Here is a 14480-nt window from a genome sequence, read left to right on the forward strand (position 1 = left end):
GATACTTTTGGTAGAAAACTGAGAACCATGAAACTAGAACAAATTTACACCGGATGTTTGGCTCATGCCGCTTATTATTTAGAATCAAACGGCGAGGCGGCCATTTTTGATCCGCTGCGCGAAGTGCAGCCGTACATTGACCGCGCCCGAAAAGACAACGCCCAAATCAAATACGTTTTCGAAACCCATTTCCACGCCGATTTTGTGTCGGGTCATTTGGATTTAGCCCAAAAGGAAAAGGCGGTTATTGTGTACGGACCAACGGCCAAACCGGGTTTTGATGCTTTGGTGGCCGAAGACAATCAGGTGTTTGAAGTCGGTCTTTGCAAAGTTAAAGCCATTCACACGCCCGGTCATACCATGGAAAGTACCACGTATTTAATACTAGATGAAAATGGCAAAGAACACGGCATTATCACCGGAGATACGCTATTCATAGGCGATGTGGGCCGACCGGATTTAGCGCAACATGTGGTGGCCGATTTGACGCAAGACAAATTAGCGCGGTTGTTGTACCATTCGTTACGAGAAAAAATTATGCCGTTATCGGATGATTTAATTGTGTATCCGAATCACGGTGCCGGAAGTGCTTGTGGTAAAATGATGCGCAAAGAAACGACCGATACGTTGGGAAATCAGAAAAAGACCAATTACGCCTTAAATCCGAATATGACGGAAGATGAATTTGTTTTGGCGCTATTGACCGGATTGACTACACCTCCGGCTTATTTCCCTAAAAACGTGCTGATGAATATTCAAGGCTATGAAAGTTTGGATACCGTTATGCATCGCGGTCAAAAACCTTACGATGCCAAATCTTTTGAAATGGTCGCTAATCAAACGCAAGCATTGATTTTAGACACTCGTAAAGCAGCTGACTTTGCTCAAGGATTCATTCCGAACAGCATCAACATCGGTTTGGAAAGTAACTTTGCCATGTGGGTGGGCGAATTAATCCCCGATTTGCAACAGCAGATTTTAATCGTTGCCGAAAATCACGAGAAAGTAGAAGAAGCCATGATTCGATTGTCCCGTGTTGGGTACGATCACACTATTGGGTATTTGGAAGGTGGATTTGAAGCTTGGGTCAATGCCGGCAAAGAAACCGACTCTGTAAATCGAATTACTGCCGAGGAATTAGAACGATTAGAAGAGATTCAAGCCCCGCCGATTATCGATGTCAGAAAGAAAAGCGAATACGATTCGGAACACTTAGTAAACGCAATCAATATTCCTTTAAACGAGATAAGTCAACGAATGTCGGAGTTTCCGAAAGACCAACACTTTGTAGTGCATTGTGCCGGCGGCTATCGCAGTATGATTGCCGCTTCTATCTTAAAGCAAAGAGGATTTGATAATTTTGTAGATGTGATTGGAGGTTTTAATGAAATCAAATTAACCCATTTGCCGATTACCAATTATGTTTGTCCGACCACTTTATTATAATAGTTGAAAATGAAAAGAATACTGTTTTCCAATTGGCATTTAATGCGTTATTTCAGAGTAGCGCTTGCCTTGTTTTTGTTTTTTCAAGCGTATGAAACAAAGCAATGGCTTTTTATAGCCTTTGGTGTTTTCTTTTTATTTCAAGCCATTTTTAATTGGGGTTGCGGCCCTAACGGATGTCATGTAACCTATAAAAACCAAAAAGATGAATAGCAGTTTCGACCAAATCATCAATTCAGACAAACCGGTGTTGATTGATTTTTTCGCCACTTGGTGCGGACCGTGCCAAATGCTCGGACCGATATTAAAAGAAGTAAAAGATAATCTCGGCGATAGGGTTTCCATTATCAAAATTGATGTAGATAAGAACCAAGCATTAGCGGCATCACAACAAGTTCGTGGTGTGCCGACGATGCTGTTGTTTCAAAACGGCAAACAGCTTTGGCGGCAATCCGGAGTGTTATCCAAAGAAGAGATTATCAAAAACATACTCGAAAAATCCAATAACTAAAGAATATGCAACAGCAATTTGAAGTTGAAAATATCAAGTGTGGTGGCTGTGTCAACAGCATTACTACAGCTTTGCTCAAAATAGCCGGTGTTACCGCTGTTGAAATCGACAAAGATAACGACACGGTTTTGGTGACCGGTGCCGTGAAACGTGAACGCATTACAGATAAACTCAACGAATTGGGTTATCCCGAAAAGGGTGGCAATACGCTGATGCGTAAAGCAAAATCGTATGTAAATTGCGCGATTGGCAGAATGACAGCGCATCATGATAAATAAAAAAACGTTTTTCACCATCATGGGAGTTGTACTTGGTGCCGTGGCGGGTTATGCCTACTATTTTTATATTGGCTGTGCCGGCGGGACTTGCGCGATTACTTTGAAACCGTTGAATTCCACAATCTATGGGGGCATTATGGGCGGATTGTTATTTAATATTTTCGCTTCCAAAACAAAGCAAGACAGTTGATTAGCCCTTTTTTATCATTAATAATTAAGTAAGTTTTAAGTTAAATTTTTGTCTTTCCCTGTTTTTTAATTTTACATTTGATAGCAGTAAACAGATTAATCACTAAATAAATTATAAAAATGAAAAAATTAGTTTCCGCATTTGCCGCTGTAGCGCTTTTAATGGCCATGAATGTTAATGCTGCCAATGGCGAGCCAAAGCAAAAAAAGAAAAAAGCCAAAACTGAAAAATCGTGCTCAACAGAAGAGAAAAAAGAATGCAGCACCGAGAAAAAGGCCGGATGTTGCGCTGCTAAAAAAGCAGAGGAAAAAAAGGCATAATTCAGAGTTTTGTAACGTAGTAAACGCTTCCCATAAGGAGGCGTTTTTTTATGGTTGAAACTCTGTAACAATTGTAACTGTACACGCTTTTCCGGCGTTTTATTTTTGCTTCATAATTCAGATAAAAACTATGAATATGAGCAAACTATTAGTAACACTGGGATTTGTATTCCTTTCTGCCTTCGGATTCAGTCAAGATACATTGACGATTTCTAAGAGCGATTTGAGACAAAAACTTTCCGAAAAAAATCTGCAACTCCAAATGGCTCGAAAAAATTACCAATCGGCCAAAGCAGATTACCAACAATCCAATGCACTCTTTTTGCCCAACATTACAGCGTCCTATACCGGAATGGTTACTACCAATCCGTTAATGGCTTTTGGTTCCAAATTAAATCAGGAAATTTTAACCCAATCCGATTTCAATCCGGCTTTGTTAAACGATCCGAAAACCACACAAAATTTCGCGACTAAAATCGAAATCCAACAACCGTTATTGAATATAGACGGAATTTTCGGAAGACAAGCCGCCAAAGCCAAAATGGAAGCGTTTCAATTGCAAACCCAACGTACCGAAGAATATTTGTTGTTAGAGGTTTCCAAAGCGTACAGGCAACTGCAATTGGCCTACAAAGCGGTTAACGTTTTGGAAAAAGCAGCATCCACTGCCAAAACCAATTTGAAGCTGGTGGAAAACTATTTCAAACAGGGCTTGTTACAAAAAACGGATGTTTTAAATGTGCAAGTTCGGGTGAATGACATTTCGAACCAACTGCAATACGCTAAGAGTAATGTCCAAAATGCTTCGGATTATTTAGCGTTTTTAATCAATGAAGATACCCAAGGCAAAACATTCAAGCCTGCAGAAGCTTTAGACAATACCATTAAAGTTGAAGTTGTTGATTGGCAATGGTCAGACCATAGAAAAGATATTCAAGCGATGCAAAAATCTTCAGAAGCATACCAAAAAATGCTAACGATGAGCAAAATGAGTTTCTTACCCAGATTGAATGCTTTCGGAAGTTATGAGTTGTATGATAGTCAGTTTTTAGGAACAGCGGCCAAAGGGTATTTGGTTGGCGCACAATTGTCGTGGACTGTTTTCGACGGTTATAAATCCATCGGGAAATACGATAAAGCCAAAGCCGATTTTCAAAAAGCAAGCCTCGAAACGGAGCAATACAAAAAACAAAGCCAACTCGAGTTCAACAAAACCCATCGCCAACTAAAAGACGCCGAAAACAAAGTCGGTTTGTCACAATTAGCCTTCGAACAAGCACAAGAAGCGTATCGCATTCGTCAAAACCGATTTGCCCAAGGCTTAGAAAAAACCACCGATTTATTGGTTTCCGAAACGCAAATGATTCAGAAAGAATTGGAGCATTTACAAGCGGTTTTTGAATACCAATTTACACAGGAGTATTTGACTTTTTTAACGAAGTAGTATTAAGATTTGAGTATTAAGTAGTAAGACAATTATAAAACAGAACAATATGAATAATAAAATAATAACAACACTATTGCTGTCGGCTTTCCTATTCCTTTCTTGCGGAAAAGACCGAAAAGAAATTACTGAAAACACATCGGCTATTCCGGTAAAAGTGAGTGGAAATTCACTTTCAACTAACCCTTCTTTTATAACGGCCAGTGGCAAAATTGAAGCCGAAAACAGCGCTAACGTCAGCACCCGAATGATGGGTTATGTGACCAAAGTACATGTGAAAGTCGGACAGAAAGTCAATGCCGGTCAACTCTTGGTGAGCATCAACAACACCGACTTACAAGCGAAAAAAGCCCAAGTTGACGCTTCTATCTTGCAAGCGACTGCGGCTTATAACAATGCTAAAAAAGACTTTGAACGATTCACCGCTTTGTTCAACCAACAAAGTGCTTCTCAAAAAGAGTTAGACGATATGACGTCGCGCTACGAAATGGCCAAAGCCGGATTGGAAGCGGCCAAACAAATGCGAAATGAAGTCGTGGCGCAATTCGGATACAGCAATATCACCGCGCCGTTTTCCGGAGAAGTGACCAACACCTTTGTCAAAGAAGGCGATATGGCCAATCCTGGAATGCCGTTGGTGAGTGTTGAAGGTGCTTCCCGTTTGCAAGTCACCGCGATGGTTTCGGAAAGCGATATTGCGGACATTCAAAACGGAATGGACGTGAAAATTTTAGTGAAATCCATCAACAATGAAGTAACCGGAAAAGTAACGGAAGTCAGTAGTTCGGCTAAAAATACCGGCGGACAATATTTGGTAAAAATCAACTTGACCCAAACCGATAAAGCCATTTTATCCGGCATGTTCGTAAATGTTCAATTTCCGTTAGCTAACAAAACACAAACTACTGTTTCAACTGATAAAGTTTTAGTACCCGAAAGCGCCTTGGTCAAACAAGGTCAGCTCACCGGAATTTACACAGTCGGAAACGGGAATACAGCCATTTTAAGATGGTTGCGTATCGGTAAAACTTTCGGCAATCAAGTAGAAGTATTATCCGGTTTATCATTTGAAGAATCATTCATTGTCTCTGCCGAAGGGAAGTTATTTAACGGTGCTAAAATCAGTGTTCAATAACAACTTTAAACTTTGAACCTTAAACTTTTAAACTAAAATCATGCAAGAAGGTATATCAGGTAAAATAGCCCATTTTTTCATCAATTCGAAGTTAACGATACTGTTAATGGTGGGTTTGATGATCATAGGCGTATACAGTTCGTTTCTGATTCCGAGAGAAGAAGAACCGCAAATTAATGTTCCGATGGCCGACGTAATGGTGGGTTATCCGGGAGCGAGTCCGAGTGAAGTGGAAAGTCGCGTCGTAAAACCGTTAGAAAAAATTCTTTCCAACATCAAAGGCGTAGAACACGTGCACAGTATGGCTATGAACGGTCAGGCGATGTTAATTGTTCAGTTTTATGTTGGGCAAGATGTGGAACGCTCGTATGTAAAATTATACGACGAGTTGGCCAAACACGAAAATCTATTCCCGCAAGGCGTGTACAAACCGATGGTAAAAACGCGATCTATCGACGATGTTCCGATGTTGGGATTAACGTTGTGGAGCGAAAAATTAAACGATTTTGAAATCCGTCAAGTTGCGGAAGAAGTGACTTCAGAGATTGAAAAAGTGAAAGATGTGGCCATAACCAAAGAAATCGGCGGCCGAAATCGCGAAGTCAAAGTGATTTTAGACAAAGACAAAATGGCCGAAAACGGTGTGGATGCTTTGGGCATCATGCAAATGATTCAAGCCAACAACGGCAGTTCGCAATCGGGTAGTTTTGTTGCAGCCGACAAAGAATATTTGGTGACCACGGGTGCCTTTTTACAAACCGCCGAAGATGTCGAAAACTTGGTGGTTGGTGTGAATGCCAACATGCCGGTGTATTTAAAACAAGTGGCTTCGGTCCAAGACGGACCTTCAACACCAAGAAGTTATGTGTCTTTCGGATACGGAAAAGCGAATGAAAAATTCGCTAAAAATAATTCGGAATATCCTGCCGTAACCATTTCTATCGGAAAAGTAAAAGGTGCCGATGCGATGAAAATTTCCGAAAAGATTTTGGAGAAAGTCGACCATTTAAAACAAACCTTAATTACCGATGATGTTCATGTAGAAGTCACCCGTAATTACGGTGAAACCGCTTCGGATAAGGTAGGTGAGTTGTTATTACACTTAGGTATTGCCATTATAGCGGTAACCCTATTGGTGATGTTGGCCATGGGCTGGCGCGGTGGTTTGGTGGTTTTTTTCTCAGTGCCACTGACTTTTGCTTTAACGTTGTTTGCCTATTATATGTTGGGCTACACCTTGAACAGAATCACCTTATTCGCTTTAGTGTTCGTAGTTGGAATTGTAGTAGACGACAGTATCATCATCGCCGAAAACATGCACCGACATTTCAAAATGAAGCGACTGCCGTTCAAGCAAGCCGCTATTTATGCGATTAACGAAGTCGGAAACCCAACCATTTTAGCCACGTTCACGGTTATTGCGGCCATTTTACCGATGGCGTTTGTATCGGGTATGATGGGACCCTATATGAGTCCGATGCCGATTGGCGCTTCGATTGCCATGTTATTATCGTTGTTTGTGGCATTGACTGTTACGCCGTATTTGGGTTACCATTTGTTGCACGAAAAGGAAGCACAAGAACACAAAGCCGAACAAGGACTTGAAACGTCATGGATTTACAAAATTTACAGCAAAATGGAGCGTCCGTTTTTGGAAAGTTATAAAAAACGCCGTTTGATGTTAGGCATAACTGTATTGTTACTTTTGGGTTCGGTACTGATGTTTTTTACCAAATCAGTAGCGGTGAAAATGTTGCCATTTGACAACAAAAACGAATTCCAAGTCGTAATCGACATGCCGGAAGGGACTACTTTAGAAAGAACTGCGGCGGTAACTCAGGAAATCGCACAATATCTATCTACAGTGCCCGAAGTGGTGAATTACCAAAACTACATTGGTACTTCTGCTCCGATTACCTTTAACGGTTTAGTCCGTCATTACGATATGCGTGGCGGTAGTAATATGGCCGACATTCAGGTGAATTTGTTGCACAAGGAAGACCGTGATTTACAAAGTCACGACATCGCTAAAATCGTTCGTCCGGAAGTGCAGAAAATAGCTAAAAAGTACGGCGCTAACGTAAAAATTATTGAAGTGCCGCCGGGGCCGCCGGTGTTATCGACTTTAGTAGCTGAAATTTACGGCCCTGATTATAAAGAGCAAATTAAAGTCGCCAACCAAGTAAAAGACATCTTAGAAAACACCTCTGATATCGTAGATGTCGATTGGATGACCGAAGACAACCAAACCGAATACCGCTTCGAAGTCGACAAAGAAAAAGCAATGTTAAACGGAATCGCACCACAACAAGTGGTAGGCAATTTAACTTATTTGCTAAAAGAATATCCGGTTTCAAATTTATATGATGAACATTCCAATGATAATGTAGGCATCGTGTTGGCTTTGGATGATAAAGACAAAACGAGTTTACAAGACATTCAAAGTCTAAAAATTAAAGGCAGTCGCGGCAATGTGGTTCCGGTAAGTGATTTGGTAAAAGTGGTGCAAGATACGTTGCAAAAAACCATTTACCGCAAAGACCAAAAAAGAGTCGTGTATGTAACGGCTGATATGGCCGGTGCCTTGGAAAGCCCGGTGTACGCCATATTAGGAATGAATGAGAAGTTGCAAAAAATGCAATTGCCGAAAGGGTATAAAGTCAACGAGTTGTACATGGAACAACCTTCGGATGAAAGTGACTTTACCGTAAAATGGGATGGCGAGTGGCAGATTACTTTGGAAGTATTCCGCGATTTAGGAGCGGCTTTCTTAATCGTAATCGTCATCATTTATATGTTGATTGTGGGTTGGTTCCAAAACTTCAAAACACCTATGGTGATGATGATGGCGATACCACTTTCCTTGGTTGGCATTGTATTAGGTCACTGGTTGTTGGGCGCTTTCTTTACGGCAACTTCTTTTATCGGAATGATTGCGTTGGCAGGTGTAATGGTGCGAAACTCGGTCTTGCTCATCGACTTTATCGAGATTCGTTTGAATGATGGTATTCCGTTGAAACAAGCCATAATTGAAGCCGGAGCGGTGCGAACTACACCCATTTTATTAACTACCGGCGCTGTAGTAATCGGAGCTTCCATTATTTTATTTGATCCGATATTTCAAGGATTGGCAATTTCGTTAGTGTTTGGAGCGATAGTTTCTACGTTACTGACTTTGATTGTGGTGCCGTTGATTTACTATATCACCGAAAGAAAAAAATGGGAAGGCCAAGCCAAGCCTTCTGAAATTGAAGAATCTAATGCTTAATGCTATGAAATTATTAATTATTACCGCTATAGCCGAATTTGAGAAAGACATCAAAAAACTACTAAAAAATGCTGAGGTTGTAACGTTTAGTTATCGAGATGTCACGAGTTACAAAGACGTTTCGGAAGAGTTTATCGAGACCAATTGGTTTGCTTCCGAAATGAACGAAACCGAATCTTTACTCTTTTACGCTTTCGTGAAAAAAGAAAATGTGGATTTGCTCTTCCAATGGGTCGCTGATTTTAATGCCCAACAACCTACTAAAGCACACGTACAAGTTGCGGTGCTGAATATTGAAAAAATGAATTAAATACTAATTATTATGAAAAACAGAATGATCAGAGCCATCGCCGGAACCTTTATATTAATTAGTTTGTTATTGGCGATTTACGTCAATCAGAATTGGTTGTGGTTTACTGCTTTTGTCGGCGCCAATTTGCTGCAATCTTCCATCACCAAATGGTGTTTGATGGAAGACATACTGACCAAATTGGGAGTCAAAGACTAATGAATCAACCACCTTCGGGTGGTTTTTTTATGTTCTATTTTAACAAATACATTACATTTGGTAACATTTTAAAATGATTTATGTCCAATAGCCATTAAAAACACGTATATGAAAATACTAACTAAACTAACCATAGGTTTGTTTTCTGCCACATTGCTGGTGAGTTGTAACTCAAAAGAAGCCGATTTTGTCGATCCGTTATTGACAAACCGAGATACCATGGTGAATCCCGGAGATGACTTTTTTATGTATGCCAACGGCGGATGGTTCAAGAGAAATCCTATTCCGGCCAGTGAAAAAAGTAACGGCATTTTCCGAACCATAGGCGATACCATCAACTCGCAAATCAAACAAATTTGTGAAAAATCGGCCAAGATGACTGATGCGCCCAAAGGCAGTAACGAACAAAAAATCGGCGATTTCTATGCTTCCGGTATGGATACGTTACAAATTGAAAAATTGGGATTGTCGCCTTTACGAGCCGATTTGAATAAAATCAAAGCCATTAATGATGTACCATCGTTGTTGAATACCATGGCTTATTTACATACCATCGGTGCCAATCCGGCCTTTTCCTTGTATGTCGGTCAGGACGATAAAAACAGTGCGAAGTACGCAGTTTTCTTGGGTCAGGGTGGATTAGGCTTGAGCAACCGCGATTACTATTTCAATACCGATAAAGAAACGGTGAATATTCGTGCTGAATACGTTAAGCATTTGCAAAAAATAAATCAATTGATGGGGAAATCGGAAGCTGAAGCTAAAGCAAATGCTGCGGTTATTATGAAACTGGAAACCGAGCTGGCTCAAAATTCCCGTAAGTTAGAAGCGCTGCGTGATCCGATTAAAAATTACAACAAAATGGGTATGGCTCAAATCAATGCTGCCACACCCAATATCGATTGGAAAATCATGACAGCCACTATCGGTATTAAAAATGCGGATACTGTTATTGTGGGTCAACCTGAGTTTTACAAAGCGTTGAACCAAATGATAAAAAAATATACCATTGAAGAGTGGAAAACGTATTTAGAATGGGATTTGGTAAACTCCTATGCGTCGTATTTGCACAATGCCATTGAGCAACAAAATTTCTATTTCTATGCTACCGTGATGACCGGTGTAAAAGAGCAAAAACCGCGATGGAAACGCATTGTAGAGCAAACCGATGGTTCTTTGGGAGAGTTAATCGGTCAAGTCTATGTGAGAGACTATTTGCCTAAAGGGTCAAAAGAAAAATTACTGGAAATAGGTAATAATATCCGTGATGTTTATGCCGAGCGTATAAAAAATCTTGATTGGATGAGTGAAGCCACCAAGAAAAAAGCATTGTTCAAATTGAGTAAAATTGTGATGAAAGTAGGCTATCCCGATAAATGGAAAGATTTGAGCAGTGTAACCATTAGCCGCGGGACTTATTTAGCCAATGTCATGGCAGCCAATAAATGGGCTATAAACGATATGGTTTCTAAATTCGGAAAACCGGTCGACCGAACGGAATGGGGGATGTATCCGCAAACGTATAACGCGTATTATAATCCGAGTAATAATGAAATTTGCGTTCCGGCTTGTAATATTTTGGTTCCCGGATTTGAAGGCAGAATGCCGGATGATGCCGTATTGTACGGGATTATCGGAGGTTCCACTTTCGGTCACGAAATTACGCACGGATTTGACGATCAAGGCAGTCAATATGACGAAAAAGGCAACTTAAACAATTGGTGGACTGCGGAAGATTTGGCAAAATTTAAAGCCAAAACCAAACTCATAGTGGAACAGTTTAATCAGTTTGAAGCCTTACCCGGTAAATTTGTCAACGGCGATGCCACTCAAGGCGAAAACATAGCCGATTTGGGCGGCGTTGTGATGGGTTTTGAGGCCTTCAAAAAGACATCGCAATATAAAAACAAAGAAAAGATAAGCGGATTAACACCGGAACAGCGTTTCTTCCTGGCTTACGGGTATGCCTGGATGGTGAATATTAAACCGGAAGCCTTAGCCAATCAATTGTTAACGGATGTTCACGCTCCGGCTAAGTTCAGAATTAACGGACCGTTGCAAAACAATCCTGATTTTCATAAAGCGTTCAACATCAAACCGGGCAGTACCATGCGAAGACCCGATAATTTGAAAGTCGCCATTTGGTAAAAATAAAAAATCCCTAATCGAACAGATTAGGGATTTTTTTATTTGGCAGCATTCACCTCTAAATACCGTTCACTGACTTTCTTCCAATTAATAACATTGAAGAAGGCTTCGATGTATTTTTTTCGCTTGTATTGATAATCGAGATAATAGGCGTGTTCCCATACATCCAAACACAAAATCGGAGTGCCTTTTACCGGTTGGTTCGGCATCAAAGGATTATCTTGGTTGGGTGTACTGGTCACCGATAATTTTCCGGCCTTATCGACTACCAACCAGGCCCATCCAGAACCAAATTGTTTTTCGGCAGCATCGGAGAATTGGTTTTTAAAAATTTCAAAAGAACCAAAATCTCGGTTCATTACTACCGCCAAAGTGTCTTTGGGTTGCCCTCCGGCTTTAGGAGCCATACTTTCCCAAAACAAACTGTGATTGTAGTAACCGCCGGCATTGTTTCGCAAATCGGCATTATTCATGTTGAGTTTCTTTAAGATATCTTCGATGGTCAAATCGACCATTGCGGGGTCATCAGCCACTAATTTGTTCAAATTGTTGGTGTAGGTCAGGTAATGCTTGGAGTAATGCACTTCCATAGTCAAAACGTCAATACTAGGCATCAAGGCGTTGTATTCGTAGGGTAATTTGACTAATTCAAATTGTCCGGGGTCAGCACTTACATCATCGGGGTGTCCGATAGTCACTTTTTCTTCGGCTGAAGGCAAAGGCACCTCAACAACTTCGGTTAGCTTTTTTTTATTGCAAGAAGCAATGATTAAGAGAAAACAAAAGTAAAATACAATGGCAACAATCCTTTTCATACTCATTTTTTTTCGTTTACAATAGCGTTAATGGCTTCGATATATAATTCCTTGGCTTCATCAGACGTAAGATGACTGATTTGCATCCAAGCATTAGTTTTAAAGGCATTTCTCAAATCTACCTGAGGAATGTAATTGGTTTCGATAGTACCGAAAGAAGCTTGTTTGTAGTAGGCATATAATCGCAATTGTACATCTTGCGGCAAGGAAGACTGTGTCATTTTGGAGGCTATTTCAACAGCTTCCCGAAATCGAATATCTAATTCTTTTTCCGACATAATTTTGGACTATTATTTTGACGCAATAACCGTTTGATTGCCAACAGCGTTTTGTTGTAAGACCACATCAACTTTAGTTCCGAGCGGCAAATACAAATCTACTCTCGAACCGAATTTGATAAATCCGGCATCATCACCTTGGGTAACTTGTTGGCCTTCTTCAGCATAATTTACAATACGTTTGGCTAGAGCTCCGGCTATTTGACGGTACATAATTTCCCCAAACTGAGCCGTTTCGATGACCACGGTAGTTCGTTCGTTTTCAGTACTGGCTTTCGGATGCCAAGCCACTAAGTATTTGCCGGGATGGTATTTGCTGTATTTTATGGTTCCGGAAGCGGCATATCGGGTTACGTGAACGTTAATCGGCGACATAAAAATAGAAACCTGCAAACGTTTGTCTTTAAAATATTCTTCTTCAAATACCTCTTCGATAACTACTACTTTGCCGTCAACAGGCGCCAATATTTGATTAACATTTGGGACTATTCTACGATTTGGGTTTCGGAAGAACTGCAAAATCATGACAAAGAGAAATATAGCAATCAGTTGTATCGTAATTCGCAGCCAATGCCAATGCACAAATTTGTCTGCTAAAAGCAAGACAACAATAAAACTGATGATACTGATAAAAATGATTTTATAACCTTCCTTATGAAACATAATAAATAATTTGGTAGAACAAATACACAAACGGTGCTACAAATATAATACTATCCAGGCGATCCAGAAAACCTCCGTGACCCGGCATGATGGTGCCGCTGTCTTTTACCCCGGCAATACGTTTAAATTTAGATTCGATTAAATCGCCCAGCGTGCCGAAAGCGCTAACAATCATGGCGATAATAATCCATTTGGTAGTGTCTTGATGCAAATAAAATTGGGCGAGTATAATTCCGGCCACTATTGAAAAAATAACACCTCCGGCAAAACCTTCAACGGTTTTTTTGGGTGAAATTCTTTCGAAGAGTTTGTTTTTTCCCATAGTAATCCCTACCAAATAGGCAAAAGTGTCGTTAGCCCAGATGATAATCAGGATACTGATAATAATTTCAGGAACATAAATGTTGTAAACAAATGGTATTTTGGTGAAAATAATAATCGGAATAATGAGATAGCCGATTAAAAAGACATATTTAGAAAGTTGGTCTAAATGACGGTCTTTCTTTTCAAAAAGAAACAATAAGGCTCGCACAGAGACGGTTAAGGCCGCAATGAGCAACAGAATTTCATTGGTTTTGACTGTGTTGTTGAGGTTGAAAAGAATATAACCGCCGGTGGCGATGAGTAACGGAAATATCGGTTTCAGATGTACTAATTTACAAAACTCGACCACAGAGAACAAGAGCAACAAACCAAACAGAAGTAAAAAACTATACTGTGAATATAGTGTGGCACCAACCAACAGCAGTACATACACCACTCCGGATAAGGCTCTTGTTAGGGTTGTTGTCATGCTATAAATCTTCTAAAAGCAGGAGGTATAAGTTCTTGGCGGTGCTTCCGTATTGCAGGAAATCTTCGTCTTTGGCTTTTTCGAAATATTTAATGGTCGTAATATTGGTTGGGTAATCTTTGTCGTATTTCTTTTTAATGACACGCAAGCCGTCACTTTTGGTTTCCAAAATCTGACTGGTAGTGGCTAATATGATGATATTGATAGGTAAGTCGTTGGGTTTATTTTGCTTGATTTGATTGGATGAAAACAACACCGAACCTTCATCGGCAATCAGGTTTTCACAACTGGCAAATAAAAATTTCGGATTAGTAGGTTTGTCATAACTGAGCTTGTTTTCGTCGAGCATACTAAATAATTTCGGCTCATAACACAAGGCTTCACATTCAAACCAATCGTTTTCTTCCAAGATATTCAGAAACTGATCTTTTACTTCATTTAAATTTTCGCAGTATAAAAATTTACCGCCATTTTTTTTGAAATTATAGGTAAACTTTTCGTCTACAGGAAGTAACGAAAAGCTCGAAGGTGCATTGTTAAATTCGCTTTGACTTTCTTCGTCAGAGGCATCGTTTCCCGTGCCGAAAATTTTTCTGAAAAGACTCATGCTGGTTACGTATAATCGGGTTTTGAATTTGAAATCCCTCAAAGATAAAAAAATCTTAATTCAAAAGTATGTTTTG

Annotated in this window: 17 protein-coding genes; 12 read left to right on the forward strand and 5 right to left on the reverse strand. The window is 40.1% G+C overall.

The features are described from left to right. The first annotated feature begins 27 nt into the window (after positions 1-27). The 12 genes from QHT84_RS12725 (at position 28) to QHT84_RS12780 (ending at position 11248) form a co-directional block, all read left to right on the forward strand. Positions 28-1446, forward strand: coding sequence for an MBL fold metallo-hydrolase (locus QHT84_RS12725; protein ID WP_283239947.1), 1419 nt, complete (start codon positions 28-30; stop codon positions 1444-1446). Positions 1447-1455: 9 nt separating this feature from the next. Then, positions 1456-1659, forward strand: a complete 204-nt coding sequence (locus QHT84_RS12730; RefSeq protein ID WP_283239948.1) for a hypothetical protein — start codon at positions 1456-1458, stop codon at positions 1657-1659. Further along, positions 1652-1957, forward strand: a complete 306-nt coding sequence (gene trxA / locus QHT84_RS12735; protein WP_283239949.1) for a thioredoxin — start codon at positions 1652-1654, stop codon at positions 1955-1957. The genes QHT84_RS12730 and trxA overlap by 8 nt, the downstream gene beginning before the upstream one ends. A 5-nt stretch (positions 1958-1962) precedes the next feature. After that, positions 1963-2235 carry a heavy-metal-associated domain-containing protein gene (locus QHT84_RS12740; protein WP_283239950.1) on the forward strand — a complete coding sequence of 91 codons (273 nt, stop codon included), beginning with the start codon at positions 1963-1965 and terminating at the stop codon, positions 2233-2235. Positions 2236-2254: 19 nt separating this feature from the next. Continuing rightward, positions 2255-2425: a hypothetical protein gene (locus QHT84_RS12745; RefSeq protein WP_283239951.1), complete on the forward strand. Its 171-nt coding sequence runs from the start codon at positions 2255-2257 to the stop codon at positions 2423-2425. Positions 2426-2544: 119 nt separating this feature from the next. After that, a complete protein-coding gene (locus tag QHT84_RS12750) occupies positions 2545-2745 on the forward strand; it encodes a hypothetical protein (protein ID WP_283239952.1) in 201 nt (66 codons plus the stop codon). A 136-nt stretch (positions 2746-2881) separates the two neighbouring features. Beyond that, complete coding sequence (locus QHT84_RS12755; RefSeq protein ID WP_283239953.1) at positions 2882-4189, forward strand: TolC family protein; 1308 nt, start codon at positions 2882-2884, stop codon at positions 4187-4189. Between the two features lie 49 nt (positions 4190-4238). Beyond that, on the forward strand, positions 4239-5324 hold the full coding sequence (locus QHT84_RS12760) for an efflux RND transporter periplasmic adaptor subunit (protein WP_283239954.1): 1086 nt from the start codon (positions 4239-4241) through the stop codon (positions 5322-5324). Positions 5325-5364: 40 nt separating this feature from the next. Then, complete coding sequence (locus tag QHT84_RS12765) at positions 5365-8592, forward strand: efflux RND transporter permease subunit (RefSeq protein WP_283239955.1); 3228 nt, start codon at positions 5365-5367, stop codon at positions 8590-8592. Between the two features lie 4 nt (positions 8593-8596). Next, positions 8597-8902 carry a hypothetical protein gene (locus QHT84_RS12770; RefSeq protein ID WP_283239956.1) on the forward strand — a complete coding sequence of 102 codons (306 nt, stop codon included), beginning with the start codon at positions 8597-8599 and terminating at the stop codon, positions 8900-8902. A gap of 12 nt (positions 8903-8914) precedes the next feature. Beyond that, entirely contained in the window at positions 8915-9100 is a 186-nt protein-coding gene (locus QHT84_RS12775; RefSeq protein ID WP_283239957.1) for a YgaP family membrane protein, read from the forward strand. Positions 9101-9208: 108 nt separating this feature from the next. After that, entirely contained in the window at positions 9209-11248 is a 2040-nt protein-coding gene (locus QHT84_RS12780) for a M13 family metallopeptidase (RefSeq protein WP_283239958.1), read from the forward strand. A 38-nt stretch (positions 11249-11286) separates the two neighbouring features. Here QHT84_RS12780 and QHT84_RS12785 read toward each other — a convergent pair whose 3' ends face one another. From QHT84_RS12785 to QHT84_RS12805, 5 genes are read right to left on the reverse strand one after another with little or no spacing between them, the layout of a single operon-like run. Beyond that, a complete protein-coding gene (locus tag QHT84_RS12785) occupies positions 11287-12063 on the reverse strand; it encodes a superoxide dismutase (RefSeq protein WP_283239959.1) in 777 nt (258 codons plus the stop codon). A gap of 2 nt (positions 12064-12065) precedes the next feature. Further along, positions 12066-12341 (reverse strand): acyl-CoA-binding protein, encoded by a 276-nt coding sequence (locus QHT84_RS12790; RefSeq protein WP_283239960.1) that lies wholly within the window; start codon positions 12339-12341, stop codon positions 12066-12068. Positions 12342-12353: 12 nt separating this feature from the next. Next, positions 12354-13004 (reverse strand): phosphatidylserine decarboxylase family protein, encoded by a 651-nt coding sequence (locus tag QHT84_RS12795; protein WP_283239961.1) that lies wholly within the window; start codon positions 13002-13004, stop codon positions 12354-12356. Continuing rightward, the gene (locus QHT84_RS12800) at positions 12994-13797 is read right to left on the reverse strand and encodes a phosphatidate cytidylyltransferase (protein WP_283239962.1); all 804 of its coding nucleotides are present in this window, start codon (positions 13795-13797) and stop codon (positions 12994-12996) included. The genes QHT84_RS12795 and QHT84_RS12800 overlap by 11 nt, the downstream gene beginning before the upstream one ends. 1 nt (position 13798) lies before the next feature. Then, the gene (locus QHT84_RS12805) at positions 13799-14404 is read right to left on the reverse strand and encodes an LUD domain-containing protein (RefSeq protein ID WP_283239963.1); all 606 of its coding nucleotides are present in this window, start codon (positions 14402-14404) and stop codon (positions 13799-13801) included. Positions 14405-14480 lie beyond the last annotated feature (76 nt).

The sequence above is a fragment of the Flavobacterium sedimenticola genome (assembly GCF_030053345.1).
Classification (GTDB): domain Bacteria; phylum Bacteroidota; class Bacteroidia; order Flavobacteriales; family Flavobacteriaceae; genus Flavobacterium; species Flavobacterium sedimenticola.

Coding starts and splice junctions, on each gene's coding strand:
- QHT84_RS12725 (WP_283239947.1), top strand. CDS start 28: ATGAAACTAGAACAAATTTACACCGGATGTTTGGCTCATGCCGCTTAT.
- QHT84_RS12730 (WP_283239948.1), top strand. CDS start 1,456: ATGAAAAGAATACTGTTTTCCAATTGGCATTTAATGCGTTATTTCAGA.
- trxA (WP_283239949.1), top strand. CDS start 1,652: ATGAATAGCAGTTTCGACCAAATCATCAATTCAGACAAACCGGTGTTG.
- QHT84_RS12740 (WP_283239950.1), top strand. CDS start 1,963: ATGCAACAGCAATTTGAAGTTGAAAATATCAAGTGTGGTGGCTGTGTC.
- QHT84_RS12745 (WP_283239951.1), top strand. CDS start 2,255: ATGGGAGTTGTACTTGGTGCCGTGGCGGGTTATGCCTACTATTTTTAT.
- QHT84_RS12750 (WP_283239952.1), top strand. CDS start 2,545: ATGAAAAAATTAGTTTCCGCATTTGCCGCTGTAGCGCTTTTAATGGCC.
- QHT84_RS12755 (WP_283239953.1), top strand. CDS start 2,882: ATGAGCAAACTATTAGTAACACTGGGATTTGTATTCCTTTCTGCCTTC.
- QHT84_RS12760 (WP_283239954.1), top strand. CDS start 4,239: ATGAATAATAAAATAATAACAACACTATTGCTGTCGGCTTTCCTATTC.
- QHT84_RS12765 (WP_283239955.1), top strand. CDS start 5,365: ATGCAAGAAGGTATATCAGGTAAAATAGCCCATTTTTTCATCAATTCG.
- QHT84_RS12770 (WP_283239956.1), top strand. CDS start 8,597: ATGAAATTATTAATTATTACCGCTATAGCCGAATTTGAGAAAGACATC.
- QHT84_RS12775 (WP_283239957.1), top strand. CDS start 8,915: ATGAAAAACAGAATGATCAGAGCCATCGCCGGAACCTTTATATTAATT.
- QHT84_RS12780 (WP_283239958.1), top strand. CDS start 9,209: ATGAAAATACTAACTAAACTAACCATAGGTTTGTTTTCTGCCACATTG.
- QHT84_RS12785 (WP_283239959.1), bottom strand. CDS start 12,063: ATGAAAAGGATTGTTGCCATTGTATTTTACTTTTGTTTTCTCTTAATC.
- QHT84_RS12790 (WP_283239960.1), bottom strand. CDS start 12,341: ATGTCGGAAAAAGAATTAGATATTCGATTTCGGGAAGCTGTTGAAATA.
- QHT84_RS12795 (WP_283239961.1), bottom strand. CDS start 13,004: ATGTTTCATAAGGAAGGTTATAAAATCATTTTTATCAGTATCATCAGT.
- QHT84_RS12800 (WP_283239962.1), bottom strand. CDS start 13,797: ATGACAACAACCCTAACAAGAGCCTTATCCGGAGTGGTGTATGTACTG.
- QHT84_RS12805 (WP_283239963.1), bottom strand. CDS start 14,404: ATGAGTCTTTTCAGAAAAATTTTCGGCACGGGAAACGATGCCTCTGAC.